General features: G+C 60.3%; 17 protein-coding genes. 7 read left to right on the forward strand and 10 right to left on the reverse strand.

What is annotated here, in order from left to right:
* Positions 1-3: 3 nt before the first annotated feature.
* From dnaN to gyrB, 3 genes are read left to right on the forward strand one after another with little or no spacing between them, the layout of a single operon-like run.
* Positions 4-1,107 (forward strand): DNA polymerase III subunit beta, encoded by a 1,104-nt coding sequence (gene dnaN, locus M2497_RS00960; protein WP_248485483.1) that lies wholly within the window; start codon positions 4-6, stop codon positions 1,105-1,107.
* A gap of 20 nt (positions 1,108-1,127) precedes the next feature.
* Entirely contained in the window at positions 1,128-2,231 is a 1,104-nt protein-coding gene (gene recF, locus M2497_RS00965) for a DNA replication/repair protein RecF (protein ID WP_012721452.1), read from the forward strand.
* A gap of 4 nt (positions 2,232-2,235) precedes the next feature.
* A complete protein-coding gene (gene gyrB, locus M2497_RS00970) occupies positions 2,236-4,653 on the forward strand; it encodes a DNA topoisomerase (ATP-hydrolyzing) subunit B (RefSeq protein WP_025854386.1) in 2,418 nt (805 codons plus the stop codon).
* Between the two features lie 105 nt (positions 4,654-4,758).
* On the opposite strand, the gene M2497_RS00975 is transcribed toward gyrB, so the two are convergent.
* Complete coding sequence (locus tag M2497_RS00975) at positions 4,759-5,484, reverse strand: response regulator transcription factor (RefSeq protein WP_248485492.1); 726 nt, start codon at positions 5,482-5,484, stop codon at positions 4,759-4,761.
* 346 nt (positions 5,485-5,830) lie between these two features.
* Between M2497_RS00975 and M2497_RS00980 the strand changes: the two genes are divergently transcribed.
* Complete coding sequence (locus M2497_RS00980) at positions 5,831-6,703, forward strand: FecR domain-containing protein (RefSeq protein WP_248488283.1); 873 nt, start codon at positions 5,831-5,833, stop codon at positions 6,701-6,703.
* Positions 6,704-6,706: 3 nt separating this feature from the next.
* Positions 6,707-8,986 (forward strand): CHASE2 and HATPase_c domain-containing protein, encoded by a 2,280-nt coding sequence (locus M2497_RS00985; protein ID WP_248485494.1) that lies wholly within the window; start codon positions 6,707-6,709, stop codon positions 8,984-8,986.
* A 182-nt stretch (positions 8,987-9,168) separates the two neighbouring features.
* Here the strand turns inward: M2497_RS00985 and M2497_RS00990 are convergent, their stop codons facing one another.
* The 4 genes from M2497_RS00990 to glyQ all read right to left on the reverse strand — a co-directional run bounded on the left by M2497_RS00990 (position 9,169) and on the right by glyQ (position 13,565).
* Positions 9,169-9,939: a lysophospholipid acyltransferase family protein gene (locus M2497_RS00990; RefSeq protein WP_058424373.1), complete on the reverse strand. Its 771-nt coding sequence runs from the start codon at positions 9,937-9,939 to the stop codon at positions 9,169-9,171.
* Between the two features lie 82 nt (positions 9,940-10,021).
* The gene (gmhB, locus tag M2497_RS00995; protein ID WP_248485496.1) at positions 10,022-10,558 is read right to left on the reverse strand and encodes a D-glycero-beta-D-manno-heptose 1,7-bisphosphate 7-phosphatase; all 537 of its coding nucleotides are present in this window, start codon (positions 10,556-10,558) and stop codon (positions 10,022-10,024) included.
* A gap of 2 nt (positions 10,559-10,560) precedes the next feature.
* Complete coding sequence (gene glyS, locus M2497_RS01000) at positions 10,561-12,615, reverse strand: glycine--tRNA ligase subunit beta (protein ID WP_248485498.1); 2,055 nt, start codon at positions 12,613-12,615, stop codon at positions 10,561-10,563.
* Positions 12,612-13,565 (reverse strand): glycine--tRNA ligase subunit alpha, encoded by a 954-nt coding sequence (glyQ, locus tag M2497_RS01005; RefSeq protein ID WP_003187265.1) that lies wholly within the window; start codon positions 13,563-13,565, stop codon positions 12,612-12,614. The genes glyS and glyQ overlap by 4 nt, the downstream gene beginning before the upstream one ends.
* A gap of 81 nt (positions 13,566-13,646) precedes the next feature.
* Here glyQ and tag point away from each other — a divergent pair, with 81 nt between their 5' ends.
* Together tag and M2497_RS01015 are read left to right on the forward strand one after the other, a co-directional pair.
* Positions 13,647-14,204 carry a DNA-3-methyladenine glycosylase I gene (gene tag / locus M2497_RS01010; protein WP_248485500.1) on the forward strand — a complete coding sequence of 186 codons (558 nt, stop codon included), beginning with the start codon at positions 13,647-13,649 and terminating at the stop codon, positions 14,202-14,204.
* A 40-nt stretch (positions 14,205-14,244) separates the two neighbouring features.
* The gene (locus tag M2497_RS01015; RefSeq protein ID WP_071490897.1) at positions 14,245-15,132 is read left to right on the forward strand and encodes a lysophospholipid acyltransferase; all 888 of its coding nucleotides are present in this window, start codon (positions 14,245-14,247) and stop codon (positions 15,130-15,132) included.
* Positions 15,133-15,255: 123 nt separating this feature from the next.
* Here the strand turns inward: M2497_RS01015 and M2497_RS01020 are convergent, their stop codons facing one another.
* The 5 genes from M2497_RS01020 to def all read right to left on the reverse strand — a co-directional run bounded on the left by M2497_RS01020 (position 15,256) and on the right by def (position 19,816).
* Entirely contained in the window at positions 15,256-15,567 is a 312-nt protein-coding gene (locus M2497_RS01020; RefSeq protein ID WP_248485502.1) for a hypothetical protein, read from the reverse strand.
* Between the two features lie 19 nt (positions 15,568-15,586).
* Positions 15,587-16,960, reverse strand: coding sequence for a Trk system potassium transporter TrkA (gene trkA / locus M2497_RS01025; RefSeq protein ID WP_248485504.1), 1,374 nt, complete (start codon positions 16,958-16,960; stop codon positions 15,587-15,589).
* 22 nt (positions 16,961-16,982) lie between these two features.
* Complete coding sequence (gene rsmB / locus M2497_RS01030) at positions 16,983-18,293, reverse strand: 16S rRNA (cytosine(967)-C(5))-methyltransferase RsmB (RefSeq protein ID WP_248485506.1); 1,311 nt, start codon at positions 18,291-18,293, stop codon at positions 16,983-16,985.
* Entirely contained in the window at positions 18,290-19,240 is a 951-nt protein-coding gene (fmt, locus tag M2497_RS01035; protein ID WP_248485508.1) for a methionyl-tRNA formyltransferase, read from the reverse strand. Before fmt ends, rsmB begins: the two co-directional genes overlap by 4 nt.
* 69 nt (positions 19,241-19,309) lie before the next feature.
* On the reverse strand, positions 19,310-19,816 hold the full coding sequence (def, locus tag M2497_RS01040) for a peptide deformylase (protein WP_248485509.1): 507 nt from the start codon (positions 19,814-19,816) through the stop codon (positions 19,310-19,312).
* Positions 19,817-19,860 lie beyond the last annotated feature (44 nt).

Genomic DNA, 19,860 nt, shown 5'->3' on the forward strand with positions numbered 1-19,860 from the left:
ACCATGCATTTCACCATTCAACGCGAAGCCCTGTTGAAACCCCTGCAACTGGTCGCAGGCGTCGTCGAGCGCCGACAGACCTTGCCGGTGCTCTCTAACGTATTGCTGGTCGTCCAAGGCCAGCAATTGTCCCTGACCGGTACCGACCTGGAAGTCGAGCTGGTCGGCCGTGTACAGCTGGAAGAACCCGCCGAACCCGGCGAGATCACCGTGCCGGCGCGCAAGCTGATGGACATCTGCAAAAGCCTGCCGAACGATGCGCTGATCGACATCAAGGTTGATGAGGCGAAGTTGGTCGTCAAGGCCGGCCGCAGCCGCTTCACCCTGTCCACGTTGCCAGCCAATGATTTCCCGACGGTTGAAGAAGGCCCGGGTTCGCTGACCTGCAGCCTGGATCAGAGCAAGCTGCGTCGCTTGATCGAGCGCACCAGCTTTGCCATGGCCCAGCAGGACGTACGCTACTACCTCAACGGCATGCTGCTGGAAGTGTCGGAAGGTATCATCCGCGCCGTCGCTACCGACGGTCACCGTTTGGCAATGTGTTCGATGCGTGCCGATATCGGCCAACCGGATCGTCACCAGGTGATCGTGCCGCGCAAAGGTATCCTTGAGCTGGCGCGTCTGCTCACCGAGCCCGAAGGCAACGTCAGCATCGTGCTGGGCCAGCACCATATCCGCGCCACCACCGGTGAGTTCACATTCACTTCCAAGCTGGTCGACGGCAAGTTCCCGGATTACGAGCGCGTGTTGCCTAAAGGTGGCGACAAGCTGGTGCTGGGCGATCGCCAAGCGCTGCGTGAAGCGTTCAGCCGTACCGCGATCCTGTCCAACGAGAAGTACCGTGGTATCCGGCTGCAACTGGCCAACGGTCAGTTGAAGATCCAGGCGAACAACCCGGAGCAGGAAGAAGCGGAAGAAGAAGTGGGCGTTGACTACAACGGTGGTTCGCTGGAAATCGGCTTCAACGTGAGCTATCTGCTGGACGTGCTGGGTGTGATGACCACCGAACAGGTTCGCCTGATTCTGTCGGACTCCAACAGCAGCGCCCTGGTGCAGGAATCCGACAACGACGACTCGGCTTACGTTGTCATGCCGATGCGCCTGTAACCATGCTCAGCAGAAGCTAGATGTCCCTCAGTCGCGTCTCGGTCACCGCGGTGCGCAATCTGCACCCGGTGACCTTCTCCCCCTCTCCCCGCATTAATATCCTCCACGGCGCCAACGGCAGTGGCAAAACCAGCGTGCTGGAAGCCATACATCTGTTGGGGCTTGCCCGTTCCTTTCGCAGCGCTCGCCTGTTACCCGTCATCCAGTACGAGCAATTGGCCTGCACGGTGTTTGGCCAGGTCGAACTGGCTGAAGGTGGGCACAGCAGCCTGGGCATATCCCGAGATCGCGGTGGAGAGTTCCAGATTCGTATTGACGGGCAAAATGCTCGCAGTGCCGCGCAGCTTGCGGAAATTCTGCCGCTGCAATTGATCAACCCCGACAGCTTTCGTTTGTTGGAAGGTGCACCGAAAATCCGCAGGCAGTTCCTCGATTGGGGAGTGTTCCACGTGGAACCACGTTTCATGGCCACGTGGCAGCGCTTGCAGAAGGCCCTGCGGCAGCGGAACTCATGGCTGCGGCATGGTACACTTGACGCCGCTTCGCAAGCGGCCTGGGACCGGGAACTGTGCCTGGCCAGCGACGAAATAGATGAATACCGCCGCGCCTACATCAAAGCCTTGAAACCAGTCTTTGAGCAGACTTTGAGTGAGTTGTTGGACCTCGAAGGGCTGACGCTGAGTTACTACCGTGGTTGGGATAAAGAACGTGAGCTGAGTGCTGTGCTCGCGACGTCCCTGCAGCGGGATCAGCAAATTGGCCATACCCAGGCCGGACCACAACGGGCTGATTTGCGCCTTAGATTAGGCGCTCACAATGCCGCGGACATCTTGTCCCGTGGTCAGCAGAAGTTGGTGGTGTGCGCGTTGCGTATCGCCCAGGGCCATTTGGTTAGCCAGGCTCGACGCGGTCAGTGTATTTATCTGGTGGATGACTTGCCGTCGGAACTCGACGAGCAGCACCGCCGCGCGTTATGCCGCTTGTTGGAAGAATTACGCTGCCAGGTGTTTATCACTTGTGTAGACCACGAATTATTGAGGGAAGGCTGGCAGACGGAAACGCCAGTCGCTTTGTTCCACGTGGAACAAGGCCGTATCACCCAGACCCACGACCATCGGGAGTGAAGGCATGAGCGAAGAAAACACGTACGACTCGACCAGCATTAAAGTGCTGAAAGGTTTGGATGCCGTACGCAAACGTCCCGGTATGTACATTGGCGACACTGATGACGGTAGCGGTCTGCACCACATGGTGTTCGAGGTGGTCGACAACTCCATCGACGAAGCTCTGGCCGGTCACTGCGACGACATCAGCATCATCATCCACCCGGATGAGTCGATTACCGTGCGCGACAACGGTCGCGGTATTCCGGTAGACGTGCATAAAGAAGAAGGCGTTTCGGCGGCAGAGGTCATCATGACCGTGCTCCACGCCGGCGGTAAGTTCGACGACAACTCCTACAAAGTCTCCGGTGGTTTGCACGGTGTGGGCGTGTCGGTAGTGAACGCACTGTCCGAAGAGCTGATCCTGACTGTGCGCCGTAGCGGCAAGATCTGGGAACAGACCTACGTCCACGGTGTTCCACAGGAACCGATGAAAATCGTCGGTGACAGTGAAACCACCGGCACCCAGATCCACTTCAAGCCATCGGCTGAAACCTTCAAGAATATCCACTTCAGCTGGGACATCCTGGCCAAGCGTATTCGTGAACTGTCGTTCCTTAACTCCGGCGTGGGTATCGTCCTCAAGGACGAGCGCAGCGGCAAGGAAGAGCTGTTCAAGTACGAAGGCGGCTTGCGTGCGTTCGTTGAATACCTGAACACCAACAAGACTGCGGTCAACCAGGTGTTCCACTTCAATATCCAGCGTGAAGACGGCATCGGCGTGGAAATCGCCCTGCAGTGGAACGACAGTTTCAACGAGAACCTGTTGTGCTTCACCAACAACATTCCTCAGCGTGACGGCGGTACGCACCTGGTGGGTTTCCGTTCCGCACTGACGCGTAACCTGAATACCTATATCGAAGCCGAAGGCCTGGCCAAGAAGCACAAAGTCGCCACCACCGGTGACGATGCGCGTGAAGGCCTCACCGCGATTATCTCGGTGAAAGTGCCGGATCCCAAGTTCAGCTCCCAGACCAAAGACAAGCTGGTGTCTTCCGAAGTGAAGACTGCCGTTGAACAGGAAATGGGCAAGTACTTCTCCGACTTCCTGCTGGAAAACCCGAACGAAGCCAAGCTGGTCGTCGGCAAGATGATCGACGCGGCACGTGCCCGTGAAGCGGCGCGTAAAGCCCGTGAGATGACTCGCCGTAAAGGCGCACTGGATATCGCTGGCCTGCCGGGCAAACTGGCTGACTGCCAGGAGAAGGACCCTGCCCTCTCCGAACTGTACCTGGTGGAAGGTGACTCTGCTGGCGGTTCCGCCAAGCAGGGTCGTAACCGTCGCACCCAGGCTATCCTGCCGTTGAAGGGTAAGATCCTCAACGTCGAGAAGGCACGCTTCGACAAGATGATTTCTTCCCAGGAAGTCGGCACCTTGATCACGGCGTTGGGCTGCGGTATCGGTCGCGACGAGTACAACATCGACAAGCTGCGCTACCACAACATCATCATCATGACCGATGCTGACGTCGACGGTTCGCACATCCGTACCCTGCTGCTGACCTTCTTCTTCCGTCAGTTGCCGGAGCTGATCGAGCGTGGCTACATCTACATCGCCCAGCCGCCGTTGTACAAAGTCAAAAAAGGCAAGCAAGAGCAATACATCAAAGACGACGACGCCATGGAAGAGTACATGACGCAGTCGGCCCTGGAAGATGCCAGCCTGCACTTGAACGACGAGGCTCCGGGTATCTCCGGTGAAGCGTTGGAGCGTCTGGTTAACGACTTCCGCATGGTGATGAAGACCCTCAAGCGTCTGTCGCGCCTTTACCCTCAGGAGTTGACCGAGCACTTTATCTACCTGCCAGCCGTAAGCCTGGAGCAACTGGGCGACCACGCGCACATGCAGGACTGGCTGGCCCAGTACGAAGTGCGTCTGCGCACTGTCGAGAAGTCCGGCCTGGTGTACAAAGCCAGCCTGCGTGAAGACCGTGAACGCAACGTATGGCTGCCAGAGGTCGAGCTGATCTCCCACGGCCTGTCGAACTACGTCACCTTCAACCGCGACTTCTTCGGCAGCAATGACTACAAGACTGTGGTCACCTTGGGCGCACAATTGAGCACCCTGTTGGACGACGGCGCTTATATTCAACGTGGCGAACGCAAGAAGCAGGTCAAGGAATTCAAGGAAGCCCTCGACTGGCTGATGGCTGAAAGCACCAAGCGCCACACCATCCAGCGCTACAAAGGTCTGGGCGAAATGAACCCGGATCAGCTGTGGGAAACCACCATGGACCCGGCCCAGCGTCGCATGCTGCGCGTGACCATCGAAGACGCCATTGGCGCGGACCAGATCTTCAACACCCTGATGGGTGATGCGGTCGAGCCTCGTCGTGACTTTATTGAGAGCAATGCCCTGGCGGTCTCCAACCTGGACTTCTGATTCTGGTAGTCTGCTGAACCCAAAAGGCCAACGCTATGCGTTGGCCTTTTTTATTGGGTGAATATCGGCTGTCTGCTGAATGCTCCACGTGGAACATTCTGGTTTTTAGCCCTGTGGTGAGGGCACCGCTACACTTTCCAATCGGTAACCGTACCCATAGATCGTCAACAGCTGCCACCCCCTATCCGCGGTCAGTCCCAACTTATTACGCAGTCGATAGATGTGCGTATCGAGCGGCCGCGACGACACCATTTCTTCGTGGGTCCAAAACCGCTCATAGAGATACTCTCGGGAAAGCGGTCGGGCCAGGTTGGCAAACAAGCAACTGGCCAGACGGTACTCGCGTTCGGTGAGGTTGATCGGTTTGCCCGCCCGGGTCACGGTCAACTCCGCATCATCAAAGGTCAGGTCGTTGAAGCTCTGCACTTCATGGTTGGCTGATTTCTGCAGGCCGTGGCGACGTAGAACCGCAGTCACCCTAGCCTTCAGTTCATTGGGACGGAAGGGCTTGCTGACGTAATCATCGGCACCACTGTTCAGCGCAGTGACGATATCGCTCTCTGCATCGCGGCTGGTCAGCATGATGACCGCAGGCGGCGACTCCATGTGTTCACGGGTCCAGCGCAACAGAGCAATACCGCTGATATCCGGCAATTGCCAATCGAGTATCAACAGGTCGAAGGTTTCCCGGCGCAGTTGGCGTAGCAGGTCTTCACCGCGTTCGAAACAGTGCAGGGTCCAGGGTTGTTCGGCGGTGCTGGGGATTTGTCGCAGTGTCTGTTCCACCCGTCGCAGTTCCGCGGGTTCGTCATCCAGTATTGCGACACGCATGGGTGGGTCCTTTCTTCTTGAAGAGTACGGCAGCCGTCAGCCGGGTTAGTGATGGCACGCACTGCGCAGATGCCGGTCTCTGAATCTGAAGAATTGTGTTCAGATCCGTCGACCCCTTGGATCTCTCGGTACGCTGGCATCAATGTGCGATTAACCCATTGAAAGTCCTTGATACCGATGTGGGAAAGATACCGGCTCCCGCCCATAAGGAAAAGGATCAGCCGACGCATGCGCTGCCGTACACTCCTGCTTGCTGGTGTCAGATACCTTCTGGAACCCAATCTTGATGAGCACCATGATCCTTTCTTCGAACCGCCTGTGCCGCGCCCTACCCTCATTGTTGATCATGGCTGTCGGTTCTGCAGGGGCGGTTGGCAAGACGCGCGCGCCTTACATTGATGATCACATACTGTGTCACCCCCAGCCCCTGCCGGCGGTGGTTCAGCATCTCACCGGGGAAGCCTGGAAAATCGATACCAAGGGCGAGGCGAGCCTTTTGCTGGAAGGCATGACCATTGACGAACAGGAGGGTGTGAAGACCTCGGCGTCGGCGTTCGTCAGCCTGTTGCTCGGTGACGGATCCCGCGTGGTGTTGCCCGCAAGTTCACAGGTTCGATTGCATCTGGAGCGCAAGCTGTCGATTCCCCAGGTTGTACTCGAACAAGGTCAGGCGGAAGCGTATGTGATCAAGCGTGCCAGCGACCATGATCGTTTTCAGATCGTGACCCCCGTGGGGGTGTTGGGCGTACGCGGCACGCATTTCCGGGTGCGTAACGACGCTGAGCAATCGGTGCTCGAAGTGTTGGACGGGCAGGTTGCCGTCAGCCGCGAGGCAAAAAACCAGCCGATGGAACAGGAGGTAAAAATCGGTGCCCGGCAAGGTCTGCTGTTCAGGAAGCAGGGAGACCTGAAACCGGTTGAGCTACTTGCTGCACCGAAGCTCGTGGGTCAGGACGGCCAGAAAGGCGATGCGCCGGTCTGGAGCCTGTACCTTCGGCCTTTGCCCGGAGCCCAGCGATACCGGGCACAGGTCGCTACCGACAAAGCCTTCATGGACATCAAGCATGAAAACTTTTCCAGTTCGCCGAAAATGAGCTTCACTGGGCTCAAAGCCTCGTTCTACCACGTGCGCCTTTCGGCCTACGATGAAAACGGGCTGGAGGGAGAGACCGGGGTCTATGACATCTTTTACTACCCACCCACCACCCAGGCACATTGACCTATGAAGCTCTGGGGCAAGACCGAGAAACGCCAGCCCACCCATGCCCAGCGCCTGTTTCATGGCCTGGTGCGCGAGTGGTTGTGGATCGGGTTGCTATTGCTGCCTGTTACCGTCTATCTGTCGTTGAGCCCCGGCCTGGCGTTGAATAATCCGCTGTACGACAGCCTTCGGCGCCTTACCCCGCTGCCTGTAGACCCGCGCATCCTGCTGGTGACCATTGATGACGCCAGCCTGAAAAAGCTCGGCCAATGGCCCTGGCCACGCAGCTTGCACGCCGACCTGATCGACCGCCTCAGCGCTGGGCAACCGGCGGGTATCCTCTTCGATGTGATCTTCAGTGAGCCCGGCGACCCCGCCAATGACAAACGCCTGGCCGAAGCGGTATGCAATGCCGGCAACGTTTTACTGCCGCTGGTACGTGAGGGCACTGCTAGTTATAGCCAGCCCGGTGGGCAGATGCTGGCGCTGCATAGATGCGCCAAGGGCGTGGGCCACATCAATGTCGAAGCGGACAGCGACGGCGTGGTTCGCAGCCTGTATCTGCGCGAAGGACCTCCCGACACGACGGCACCGCAACTGGCCTGGCTGGCCTATGAGATGAGCGGGGAGCTATCGGACATGCCGGGCGAGCCGCAGCAGGCGACTTCACAACACTGGCACCGCGAGCACGCCATCCGTATCCCGTTTATCGCCCCCCATACCCATTTCCCCAGCGTGTCCTACGTCAGCGTATTGCGTGGTGAGGTTCCTCCCGAGCAGCTAAGAGGCCGCTTGATCCTGGTGGGTTCGACGGCTTCCGGGATGGGGGATCGGTTCGTCACCCCCCTCTCCTCCACGGTCGGTACAACGGCAGGGGTGGAAATCCAGGCCAACGTGCTCAACGGCTTCCTCCAAGGCCGCAGCATCGTCGACCTGCCGGGCTGGCTCGCGGCGCTGATGGCGACTTCTCTGGTGGCGTTGTTGCTGGGCCTGCTGCTCTACCGCCCGCGCTATGCGCTGTGGATGACCCTGGGCTGTATGGCTGCTGCGTTACTTGGCGCCTGGGCCTTGTTGCGCCTTGGCCACTGGTGGTCGCCCGCCGCATGCCTGATTGGTTTGCTGCTTAGCTACCTGATCTGGAACTGGCGTCGCCTGAGCGTGATCCTCGCCTACTTCGGCTGGGAACTGGCGCGCCTGGATAACGAACCCAAGGTCCTGCCCGAACGCCGCCGTGCGCCCGCCAGCAAAGGCGACGTGCTGCAGGCGCGGATCTTTGCCCTGGAGCAGGCCGTAAGCCGCACGCGCGATACACGGCGCTTCATGGCAGATGGGTTGGAGTGCCTGCCGGTGGCGACGCTGATCACCGACCCCAAGGGCAACATCCTGCTGGCCAACCGCATTGCCCGCGAAGTGTTCGGCAATGACCTGGTCACCGAAAACCTGCTGGAGCAATTGGCCGACCTGGGCTACCCGCCGCTGCACAATGGCGTGCGCCCTGCCCTTTCGGCGCTGGAACTGGTCGAGTTCCGCGACATCCACCAACGCAGCCTGCGCATGGAATTGGCGCCCTTGCTGCCGGCCGAGGGTGATGTTGCACTGGGCTGGCTGTTGAGCCTCACTGATTTGAGCAAGGAGCGCGAAGCGCAACAACACCGCGAAACCATGTTGCGCTTCCTTTCCCACGACCTGCGTGCGCCGCACTCGGCGATCCTTGCGCTGCTGGATGTGCATAACGACGAGTCCCCGGTATTCGCCCAGATCGAACAGCAGGTTCGCCGTGCCTTGGGCCTCACTGAATCTTTCGTGCAACTGGCGAAAGCCGAAGCTGACGGTTACCAGTTCCAGCCGACGCTGTTTGCCATGTTGGTGATGGATGCATTCGATCAGGTGGCGTTGATTGCCCAGCTCAAGGGGATCCACCTGGTTCACGACCTGGATGAAGCTGACGAGGGCATGGTCTCCGCTGACCAGTCGCTGCTCACTCGGGCGTTGTTCAACGTGCTGGAGAATGCCATCAAGTATTCGCCCTCGGGCACCACTGTCAGGTTGAGACACAGCAGTGCACAAGGTTGGTTGGAATGCCGTATCAGTGACCAGGGGCCGGGGATTGCAGCAGAGGACTTGCCGGAGCTGTTCAGCCAATACCGGCGCTTTGAATCGGCACAGGGCAGTGAAGGATTGGGGTTGGGCCTGACGATGGTCAAGGCTGTGGTAGAGCGCCATGGTGGGCGCATCAGCTGCGAAAGCGTGGTAGGCAAAGGCACCACATTCAGCGTGCAATTACCCCTGCTGGAAGACTGAAAAAACGTACTTTAGTGTTGTGAATAAAAAACCGGTCGCAAGGACCGGTTTTTTTATGCAGAAAAAACTTATGCACCTTTTTCTTGATTTTATGGGCTTGAGAAATATGCAATAAAATCAGCTTGTTATGATTCAAAAAGCGCAATTCGCCAACAAACCGTACACAGGTTATCCACAGATGCTCAGATCACCGGAGTGTCGACCACAACAGGCTCTGGCGGCAGCGAACCCATGGCCCGTTGCTGCGCTTCATTCCACGCCTGGGCGCGGTCATTCAGCGCGGCAATGGCACGTGGGCCTTCACCTTCTGCGTACATCGGTTCGCCAATCACCACGGTGATGGTGCCTTCGCGCTTGGCCCAGCCGGTCTTTGGCCAGAACTTGCCGGCGTTATGGGCAATCGGCAGCACGGGCAGGTTGGCGTTGACCGCCAAAGCCGTACCCCCGCGTGAGAACTTGCCTACGGTGCCGTAGGGCACGCGAGTCCCTTCCGGGAAAATCAGTACCCAAACGTTATCCTTGAGCAGTTCATCGCCCTTCTTTGCCACGTGCTTGAGCGCTGCCTTGGGGTTGTCGCGGTCGATGGCGATCGGACGCAACATGGCCATGGCCCAGCCAAAGAACGGCACGTACAGCAACTCACGCTTGAGCACCTGGCTCAACGGCGAGAAGTACGCCGAGAGGAAGAACGTCTCCCAGGTGCTCTGGTGGTTCGACAGAATCACGCAAGGCTGGTCCGGGACGTTTTCTGCACCCTTGATCTCGAAACGAATATTCAGAAACACCTTGGTCAGCCACAACGCGCAGCGGCACCAGTAGACGTTGATAAAGCGATAGCGCGCCTTGAATGGCAAAAAGGGCGCAATAAAAAAGCTCAGGGTGCACCAGAGAAACGAACTGGTGCCCAACAGCAGGTAAAAGAAGAAGGTTCTGATGGCCTGCAAAATCGACATGGCGGCATTTACCGTTGCGGGACAATGCCCGCCTGTTAAAAGCGCACTCCCGAACAGTCCTTGGTCAGGAAGTCGAGGGCGGCTAGTTGTTGATAAGTTCTGCGGCAACGGCCGCCAGATCGTCAAAAATCAAGGTGCCTACCGGCAGGTTTTTCGCCTGGGTCTTTTCGCCTTTCCCGGTCTTAACCAAAACTGGCTGAGAGTCGACGGCTTTGGCCGCCTCCAGGTCACCGAGACTGTCCCCGACGAACCATAGCCCAGCCAAGGGCACCTTGTAATGTTCTGCAATGGTTTTCAACATGCCAGGCTTGGGTTTGCGGCAATCGCAGCCCTCATCTGGCCCGTGGGGGCAGTACACCACCAGCCCCACCTCACCGCCCTGCTCGGCCACCAATGCGCGCAGGCGTGCGTGCATGGCGTCCAAGGTGGCGATGTCGTAGTACCCGCGAGCGATGCCGGACTGGTTGGTGGCGATGGCCACCGCCCAGCCGGCTTTGCTCAACTGCGCGATGGCCTCGATGGAGCCGGGCAGTGGAATCCATTCCGCCACCGACTTGATGTAAGCGTCGGAGTCGTAGTTGATCACCCCGTCCCGATCGAGAATCAGCAGTTTCACCATGGTCAGCTCAGCATCGAAATGTCAGCGATATTGACGAACAAGCCGCGCAGGCGCGCCAGCATGGCGTAGCGGTTTTTCCGCACGCCGGCATCGTCGGCATTGATCATCACGGCTTCGAAAAACGCATCCACCGGCTCACGCAAGGTGGCCAGGCGCGCCAATGCTTCGGCGTAGTTGCGCTCGGCGATCAGCGGCTTCACCGCGTTTTCGGCCTTGGCGATGGCCGAGTTCAGCGAGAACTCCTTGGCATCGGCAAACAGGCCAGGGTCGACATCAGCGTTGCCCAGGCCTTCGGCCTTGCTCAGCAGGTTCGACACACGCTTGTTCACAGCGGCCAGGGCATCGGCTTCCGGCAGCTTGCGGAAGGCCTGCACGGCTTGTACGCGCTGATCGAAGTCCAGCGCCGAACCCGGCTGCAGGGCACGTACCGACAGGTACACCGACACGTCCACGCCTTCGTCTTCGTAACGCGCGCGCAGGCGGTCGAACACAAACTCCAGCACTTGCTCGGCCAGGCCGGCCTGCTTGACCTTGGCACCGAACTGGCCGACGGCAAACACCACGGCCTGGGTCAGGTCGAGGTCCAGCTTTTTGTCGATCAGGATACGCAGCACGCCCAAGGCCGCACGGCGCAGGGCATACGGGTCTTTGCTGCCGGTTGGCAACATGCCGATACCGAAGATACCCACCAGGGTGTCCAGCTTGTCGGCGATCGCCACGGCTGCACCGGTCAGGGTGGTCGGCAGTTCAGCGCCGGCACCGCGTGGCATGTACTGCTCGTTCAGGGCCAGGGCCACGTCGTCTGGCTCGCCGTCGTTGAGGGCGTAGTAGTAACCGGCAACGCCTTGCATCTCCGGGAACTCGCCGACCATTTCGGTGGCCAGGTCGCACTTGGACAGCAGGCCTGCACGTGCAGCCCAGGCGGAATCACCACCAATGCGTGGTGCAATGTAGGCGGCCAGCTTGGAAACCCGCACGGCCTTGTCGTACACGCTGCCGAGTTTTTCCTGGAACACCACGTTCTGCAGGCGCAGGTTGAAGTCTTCCAGCTTCTGCTTCTTGTCTTGCTTGAAGAAGAACTCGGCGTCGGTCAGGCGCGGGCGTACGACTTTCTCGTTACCAGCGATGATCTGCTGGGGGTCCTTGCTCTCGATGTTGGCCACGGTGATGAAGCGCGGCAGCAACTTGCCGTCCACGTCCAGCAGGCAGAAGTACTTCTGGTTGTCCTGCATGGTGGTGATCAGGGCTTCCTGCGGCACGTCGAGGAAACGCTCTTCGAACGAGCACACCAGCGGCACCGGCCATTCAACCAGCGCGGTCACTTCGTCGAGCAGGCTTGGCGGCACGATGGCAGTGCCTTCCTGCAAGCGGGCCAATTCCTCAGTGCGCTTGCTGATCAGCTCGCGACGTTCGTTGGCATCCGCCAGCACATAGGCCGCGCGCAGGTCGTTGAGGTAGTTGGCCGGCGAAGTGATGCGCACGGCTTCTGGATGGTGGAAGCGGTGGCCACGGGAATCACGGCCGGCCTTCTGGGCGAGGATGGTGCAGTCGATGACCTGGTCACCGAGCAGCATCACCAGCCATTGGGTCGGACGTACGAATTCTTCCTTGCGTGCACCCCAGCGCATGCGCTTGGGGATCGGCAGGTCGTTCAGCGAATCTTCAACGATGGTCGGCAGCAGGCTGGCGGTCGGCTTGCCGGTGATGACCTGGCTGAACCGCAGTTTCGGCCCGCTCTGGTCGATCTCACTCAGTTCCACGCCACACTTCTTGGCGAAACCCAGGGCAGCCTGGGTCGGGTTGCCTTCGGCGTCGAACGCGGCCTGGCGCGGTGGGCCGTCAAGGTTGATGCTGCGGTCCGGCTGCTGGGTTTCCAGTGCGGTCAGCAACACGGCCAGGCGGCGTGGCGCAGCGTAGACTTTTTTCGCGGCGAACTTCAGGCCGGCGGTTTGCAGGCCCTTTTCGATACCGGCCATGAACGCATCGGCCAGGGTGTTCAGTGCCTTGGGTGGCAGCTCTTCGGTGCCCAGTTCAACCAGGAAATCTTGAGCACTCATTGTGCAGCCTCCAGCTTAGCCAACACTTCATCACGCAGGTCCGGGGTTGCCATCGGGAAGCCCAGCTTGGCGCGAGCCAGCAGGTAGGCTTGGGCGACGGAACGCGCCAGGGTGCGTACACGCAGGATGTATTGCTGGCGCGCGGTTACCGAGATGGCACGGCGCGCGTCCAGCAGGTTGAAGGTATGGGACGCCTTCAACACCATTTCATAGCTCGGCAACGGCAGCGGCTGGTCGAGTTCGATCAGGCGCTTGGCTTCGCTTTCATAGAAGTCGAACAGTTCGAACAGCTTGTCGACGTTGGCGTGTTCGAAGTTGTAGGTGGACTGCTCCACTTCGTTCTGGTGGAACACATCGCCGTAGGTGACCTTGCCGAACGGGCCGTCAGCCCACACAAGGTCGTAGACCGAGTCCACGCCCTGCAGGTACATGGCCAGGCGCTCTAGACCGTAGGTGATTTCGCCGGTCACCGGGTAGCACTCGATACCACCGGCCTGCTGGAAGTAAGTGAACTGCGTCACTTCCATGCCGTTGAGCCAGACTTCCCAGCCCAGGCCCCAGGCACCCAGGGTCGGCGATTCCCAGTTGTCTTCGACGAAACGGATGTCGTGGACCAATGGGTCCAGGCCCACATGCTTGAGCGAGCCCAGGTAGAGTTCCTGGAAGTTGTCCGGGTTCGGCTTCAATACCACCTGGAACTGGTAGTAGTGCTGCAGACGGTTCGGGTTTTCGCCGTAGCGGCCGTCAGTCGGGCGACGACTGGGCTGCACATAAGCGGCGTTCCAGGTTTCCGGGCCGATGGCCCGCAGGAATGTAGCGGTGTGGAAAGTGCCGGCGCCTACTTCCATATCGTAGGGCTGAAGTACCACACAACCTTGCTCGGCCCAGTATTGCTGGAGGGCGAGGATCAAGTCTTGGAAGGTACGCACGGCTGGCGTAGGCTGGCTCACGAAATTCACCTGTTACTTGGGCTGCGATTTAAAGAGCGGGAGTATACCCGATTCGGCCCCGCCACCACTCCCTGGAGCCTTATGCCACGCTGCTTTTGGTGTTCTGAAGATCCGCTGTACATGGCTTATCACGATCAGGAGTGGGGAACGCCGCTGCGCGATGCGCAGGGTTTGTTCGAGTTGCTTTTGCTCGAAGGGTTCCAGGCGGGCCTGTCCTGGATCACCGTTTTACGCAAACGCGAGCATTATCGGAAGGTCTTGTTCGGGTTTGATGCGCAGCGGTTGGCCCAACTGAGCGACGCCGAGATCGATGCGCTGATGCTCGATCCGGGCATCGTGCGTAATCGCCTGAAACTCAATGCCACCCGACGCAATGCCGCAGCCTGGCTGGCGCTGGAGGACCCGGTGGGTTTGCTCTGGTCATTCGTCGGCGGCAAACCCAAGGTCAATCACTTCAAGGACCGCAGCGAAGTCCCGGCGATCACGGCCGAGGCCGAAGCCATGAGCAAAGCCTTGAAAAAAGCCGGTTTCACCTTCGTCGGGCCGACCATTTGCTACGCCTTCATGCAGGCCTCGGGCATGGTCATGGACCACACTCAGGACTGCGACCGTTACGCGGACTTGGTCAACGCCGGTTAGAATGCGCGCTTTGCGCACCACACACGATCAGGAGTGACCTGTGGAAAAGTTTAAAGGCGCCTTGCTGGTAGGCGCTCTGCGGTTGTTTGCGCTGCTGCCCTGGCGCGCTGTCCAGGCGGTTGGCACGGCCATCGGCTGGATCATGTGGAAAACCCCCAACCGCTCCCGCGACACGGTGCGGATCAACCTCTCCAAGTGCTTCCCGGACATGGATCCGGCCGCCCGTGAACGGCTGGTCGGCCAGAGCCTGATGGACATCGGCAAGTCCCTGACCGAAAGCGCCTGCGCCTGGATCTGGCCGGCCCAGCGCTCCATCGACCTGGTGCGCGAAGTCGAAGGCCTGGAAGTGCTGCACGAAGCCCTGGCCTCGGGCAAAGGCGTGGTCGGTATCACCAGCCACCTGGGTAACTGGGAAGTGCTCAACCATTTCTATTGCAGCCAGTGCAAGCCGATCATTTTCTACCGCCCACCCAAACTCAAGGCGGTGGATGAACTGCTGCGCAAGCAGCGCGTGCAACTGGGCAACCGCGTGGCGGCTTCGACCAAGGAAGGCATCCTCAGCGTGATCAAGGAAGTGCGCAAAGGTGGCCAGGTCGGAATCCCTGCCGACCCGGAGCCGGCCGAATCCGCCGGGATCTTCGTGCCGTTCTTCGCCACCCAGGCGCTCACCAGCAAGTTCGTGCCGAACATGCTCGCCGGCCACAAGGCGGTGGGCGTGTTCCTGCATGCGCTGCGGCTGCCGGACGGTTCAGGCTACAAGGTGATTTTGGAAGCGGCGCCGGAAGACATGTATAGCACCGATACCGCCACGTCCTGCGCGGCGATGAGCAAGGTGGTGGAACGTTACGTCGGTGCCTACCCGAGCCAGTATATGTGGAGCATGAAGCGCTTCAAGAAACGCCCACCGGGTGAAGAGCGCTGGTACTGATTCAAGATCAACGCAAAACCAATGTGGGAGGGGGCTTGCCCCCGAGAGCGGTTGCTCAGTCAAATAGGTATCGACTGACACACTGCCATCGGGGGCAAGCCCCCTCCCACATTTGAATTGCGCTCAGGCTTGGCGGTCGAGTTTTTTCAGGAACACGGTCATCTCTTTCTCGGCCTGCTTATCGCCGTGAGCAAGCGCCGCTTCGATGCCCTTCTCCCACGCCAGCCGCGCCGCTGCACGATCTTCCAGCCCCAACTGCGCCTTGCCCAACAACTTCCACGCCGCCGAATACTTCGGGTCGAACTCGACGCACTTGCTCAAATGCTCCGCCGCCTTGGCGTTGTCCTTCAGATCCAGATAGCCCTTGCCCAAACCAAAGCGCAGCAGTGAGTTATCCACGCCCTTGGCGAGCATTTTTTCCAGGGATTCGAGCATGTCGGGCCACTCCGTTCGATCAGAAAAAACTCAACCCCACGTGGAACAACTTCTCCACATCGCGAATATGTTTCTTGTCCACCAGGAACAGAATCACATGGTCACCCGTGGCGATCACCGTATCGTCATGGGCGATGATCACCTCTTCGTCACGGATGATCGCGCCAATGGTGGTGCCCGGCGGCAAGCCGATATCGCGGATGGCCTTGCCGATCACCTTGCTCGACTTCGAGTCACCGTGGGCAATCGCCTCGATGGCTTCCGCCGCGCCCCGGCGCAGGGAGTGCACGCTGACGATATCGCCACGGCGCACGTGGGCGAGCAAGGTGCCGATGGTCGCCAGTTGCGGGCTGATGGCGATGTCAATATCGCCGCCCTGGATCAGGTCCACGTAGGCCGGGTTGTTGATGATGGTCATCACCTTCTTAGCCCCCAGCCGCTTGGCCAGCAGCGACGACATGATGTTGGCTTCGTCATCGTTGGTCAGCGCCAGGAAGATGTCGGCGTCGGCGATGTTTTCTTCCATCAGCAGGTCGCGGTCCGAGGCGCTGCCTTGAAGTACGACGGTGCTGTCCAGGGTGTCGGACAAATGCCGGCAACGTGCCGGGCTCATCTCGATGATCTTCACCTGGTAGCGACTTTCGATGGCTTCGGCCAGACGCTCGCCGATCTGCCCACCGCCGGCGATGACGATGCGCTTGTAGGTCTCATCGAGACGGCGCATTTCGCTCATGACCGCGCGAATATTCGCCTTGGCGGCGATGAAAAACACTTCGTCGTCGGCCTCGATCACCGTATCGCCCTGGGGCAGGATCGGCCGGTCACGCCGAAAAATCGCTGCGACGCGGGTTTCCACATTCGGCATGTGCTCGCGCAGCTGGCGCAGTTGCTGGCCCACCAGCGGGCCGCCGTAATAGGCCTTTACCGCGACCAGTTGCGCCTTGCCGCTGGCGAAGTCGATCACTTGCAGGGCGCCTGGAATTTCGATCAGGCGCTTGATGTAGTGGGTCACTACCTGTTCCGGGCTGATCAGTACGTCGACGGGAATCGCGTCGTTGTCGAACAGCCCGGCACGGGTCAGGTAGGCCGCTTCGCGTACGCGGGCGATCTTGGTCGGGGTGTGGAACAGGGTGTGGGCGACCTGGCAGGCGACCATGTTGGTTTCGTCGCTGTTGGTCACGGCCACCAGCATGTCGGCGTCGTCGGCGCCGGCCTGGCGCAGTACGGTCGGGAACGACGCGCGGCCTTGCACGGTACGAATGTCGAGGCGGTCGCCAAGGTTGCGCAGGCGTTCGGCATCGGTGTCGACCACGGTGATGTCGTTGGCTTCGCTGGCCAAATGTTCGGCCAACGTACCGCCAACCTGCCCTGCCCCAAGGATGATGATTTTCATCCGGTCACTCCCTTAAAACCATTCAGCCGCGCGCGGCGGCGATCTTGATCAGTTTGGCGTAGTAGAAGCCATCGTGTCCGCCTTCTTGCGCGAGCAACTGGCGGCCGTGGGGCTGCTTGATGCCGGCCGTGGTGGCGAGGTCCAGCTCCCGTGCACCGCTGGTGCGGGCGAGGAAGGCTTCGATCACCTCGGTGTTTTCCGTCGGCAAGGTGGAGCAGGTGGCATAGAGCAGGATGCCGCCGACTTCGAGGGTCGGCCACATCGCGTCGAGCAGCTCGCCCTGCAGCACGGCCAGGGCGGCGATGTCATCGGTTTGGCGGGTGAGCTTGATGTCCGGATGGCGACGGATCACGCCGGTGGCGGAGCACGGTGCGTCGAGCAGGATGCGCTGGAACGGTTTGCCATCCCACCAGGTGGCGGTGTCACGGCCATCGGCGGCGATCAGCTCGGCGTTGAGGCCCAGGCGGGCAAGGTTTTCCCGTACGCGCACCAGGCGTTTGGCTTCGAGGTCGACAGCGACGACACCGGCCAGGTCTTTTTCGACTTCCAGTATGTGACAGGTCTTGCCGCCCGGCGCGCAGCAGGCGTCGAGTACGCGTTGGCCCGGCGCCAGGTCGAGCAGGTCGGCCGCCAGTTGCGCCGCCTCATCCTGCACGCTGATCCAGCCTTCGGCAAAGCCTGGCAGGCTGCGCACATCGGTGGCCGCTTCCAGTACGATGCCGTCGATGCTGTATACGCACGGTGTGGCGTTGAAGCCGGCGTCGGTGAGCAATTTCAGGTAGGCATCACGGCTGTGGTGGCGGCGGTTGACCCGCAGGATCATCGGCGGGTGCGCATTGTTCGCCGCGCAGATGGCTTCCCACTGTTCGGGCCAGAACGCCTTCAGGGATTTTTGCAGCCAGCGCGGGTGGGCGGTGCGCACCACCGGGTCATGTTCCAGCTCGGCCAGCAGCGCTTCGCTTTCGCGCTGGGCGCGGCGCAGCACAGCGTTGAGCAGGGCCTTGGCCCACGGCTTTTTCAGTTTGTCGGCGCAACCGACTGTCTCGCCTATCGCGGCGTGGGCGGGTACACGGGTGTAGAGCAACTGATAGAGGCCCACCAGCAGCAGCGCTTCCACATCTGCATCGGCGGCCTTGAACGGCTTTTGCAGCAACTTGGCTGCCAGTGCGGACAAGCGTGGCTGCCAGCGGGCGGTGCCAAAGGCCAGGTCCTGGGTGAACCCGCGATCGCGGTCTTCGACCTTGTCCAACTGGGTCGGCAACGAACTGTTCAGCGACGCCTTGCCGTTGAGGACGGCGGCGAGAGCCTTGGCGGCGGCTAGACGTGGGTTCATTGGGCTGTCCCGAGGAGGGTGCCTACAGCAAATTTCTCACGACGGCTGTTGAACAAATCGCTGAAATTAAGCGCTTTGCCACCGGGCAATTGCAGACGGGTCAGGCACAGCGCCTGCTCGCCGCAGGCGACCAGCAGGCCGTCCTTGCTGGCGCCGATGATCTCGCCGGGAGCGCCTTTGCCCTCGACGAGTTTAGCGGCCAACACTTTCACGGCTTCGCCATTGAGGGTGCTGTGGCAGACCGGCCAAGGGTTGAAGGCGCGTACCAGACGTTCCAGCTCCACGGCTGGGCGGCTCCAGTCGACGCGGGCTTCGTCTTTGTTCAGCTTGTGGGCGTAGGTGGCCAGGCTGTCGTCTTGGACTTCGCCTGCCAGGGTGCCGGCGGCCAGGCCGGCGATGGCCTCGATCACGGCGGGCGGGCCCAGCTCGGCGAGGCGGTCGTGCAGGCTGCCGCCGGTGTCTTCGCCGGTGATCGGGGTGGTGACCTTGAGCAGCATCGGGCCGGTGTCCAAGCCCGCCTCCATGAGCATCACGGTCACGCCGCTTTCGCTGTCGCCGGCTTCCACCGCGCGCTGGATCGGCGCCGCACCGCGCCAGCGTGGCAGCAGCGAGGCATGGCTGTTGATGCAGCCCAGGCGCGAGATATCCAGTACCCCTTGCGGCAGGATCAAGCCGTAGGCCACGACCACCAACAGGTCCGGCTTCAGCGCCGCCAGTTCCGCCTGGGCGTCGGCGTTGCGCAGGGTTGGCGGTTGCAGCACGGGGATGTTGTGCTCCAGCGCCAGTTGCTTGACCGGGCTTGGCATCAGTTTTTGCCCGCGACCGGCCGGGCGATCCGGCTGGGTGTACACCGCGACGATGTCATAAGGGCTGGCAAGCAGGGCCTTGAGGTGTTCGGCGGCAAATTCTGGAGTGCCGGCAAAAACAATGCGCAGTGGCTCGGTCATGGGAGGTCTCGGTTAAAAGCAGTCACAAAAGAAAAAGGCTTGCCGCAGCAAGCCTTTGGAAGAAGGGCATCAAGCTTGCTGGCGATGCTTTTTTTCCAGCTTCTTCTTGATCCGGTCGCGCTTGAGCGTGGACAGGTAATCGACAAACAGCTTGCCGTTGAGGTGGTCGCATTCGTGCTGGATGCACACCGCCAGCAGGCCTTCGGCGATCAGCTCGAACGGCTTGCCGTCACGGTCCAGGGCCTTGATCTTCACGCGCAGCGGGCGCTCGACGTTCTCGTAGAACTCGGGTACCGACAGGCAGCCTTCCTGGTACTCACCCATCTCGTCGGTCAGTGGTTCGAACTCTGGGTTGATGTACACCCTCGGTTCGCTGCGATCCTCCGACAGGTCCATGACCACGACGCGCTGATGCACGTTGATCTGGGTCGCGGCGAGGCCGATGCCCGGGGCTTCATACATTGTTTCAAACATGTCATCGACCAACTGACGAACCTTGTCGTCCACTACGGCCACCGGCTTGGCGATCGTGCGCAGGCGCGAGTCGGGAAATTCGAGGATGTTTAAAATAGCCATAAGCGTAATTGCTGCACATGTGAGGTAAAGGCAAATCGGCGTTG

The organism is Pseudomonas sp. CYM-20-01 (assembly GCF_023169845.1).
In the GTDB taxonomy this organism is placed as follows: domain Bacteria; phylum Pseudomonadota; class Gammaproteobacteria; order Pseudomonadales; family Pseudomonadaceae; genus Aquipseudomonas; species Aquipseudomonas azotoformans.

Excerpts from the sequence above, each read along its gene's own strand:
- M2497_RS00980 (WP_248488283.1), top strand. The coding sequence starts at position 5,831 with ATGGCTGTCGGTTCTGCAGGGGCGGTTGGCAAGACGCGCGCGCCTTAC.
- gyrB (WP_025854386.1), top strand. The coding sequence starts at position 2,236 with ATGAGCGAAGAAAACACGTACGACTCGACCAGCATTAAAGTGCTGAAA.
- tag (WP_248485500.1), top strand. The coding sequence starts at position 13,647 with ATGCCACGCTGCTTTTGGTGTTCTGAAGATCCGCTGTACATGGCTTAT.
- M2497_RS00975 (WP_248485492.1), bottom strand. The coding sequence starts at position 5,484 with ATGCGTGTCGCAATACTGGATGACGAACCCGCGGAACTGCGACGGGTG.
- dnaN (WP_248485483.1), top strand. The coding sequence starts at position 4 with ATGCATTTCACCATTCAACGCGAAGCCCTGTTGAAACCCCTGCAACTG.
- gmhB (WP_248485496.1), bottom strand. The coding sequence starts at position 10,558 with ATGGTGAAACTGCTGATTCTCGATCGGGACGGGGTGATCAACTACGAC.
- rsmB (WP_248485506.1), bottom strand. The coding sequence starts at position 18,293 with ATGAACCCACGTCTAGCCGCCGCCAAGGCTCTCGCCGCCGTCCTCAAC.
- M2497_RS01020 (WP_248485502.1), bottom strand. The coding sequence starts at position 15,567 with ATGCTCGAATCCCTGGAAAAAATGCTCGCCAAGGGCGTGGATAACTCA.
- trkA (WP_248485504.1), bottom strand. The coding sequence starts at position 16,960 with ATGAAAATCATCATCCTTGGGGCAGGGCAGGTTGGCGGTACGTTGGCC.
- def (WP_248485509.1), bottom strand. The coding sequence starts at position 19,816 with ATGGCTATTTTAAACATCCTCGAATTTCCCGACTCGCGCCTGCGCACG.
- recF (WP_012721452.1), top strand. The coding sequence starts at position 1,128 with ATGTCCCTCAGTCGCGTCTCGGTCACCGCGGTGCGCAATCTGCACCCG.
- M2497_RS00985 (WP_248485494.1), top strand. The coding sequence starts at position 6,707 with ATGAAGCTCTGGGGCAAGACCGAGAAACGCCAGCCCACCCATGCCCAG.
- M2497_RS00990 (WP_058424373.1), bottom strand. The coding sequence starts at position 9,939 with ATGTCGATTTTGCAGGCCATCAGAACCTTCTTCTTTTACCTGCTGTTG.
- glyS (WP_248485498.1), bottom strand. The coding sequence starts at position 12,615 with ATGAGTGCTCAAGATTTCCTGGTTGAACTGGGCACCGAAGAGCTGCCA.
- fmt (WP_248485508.1), bottom strand. The coding sequence starts at position 19,240 with ATGACCGAGCCACTGCGCATTGTTTTTGCCGGCACTCCAGAATTTGCC.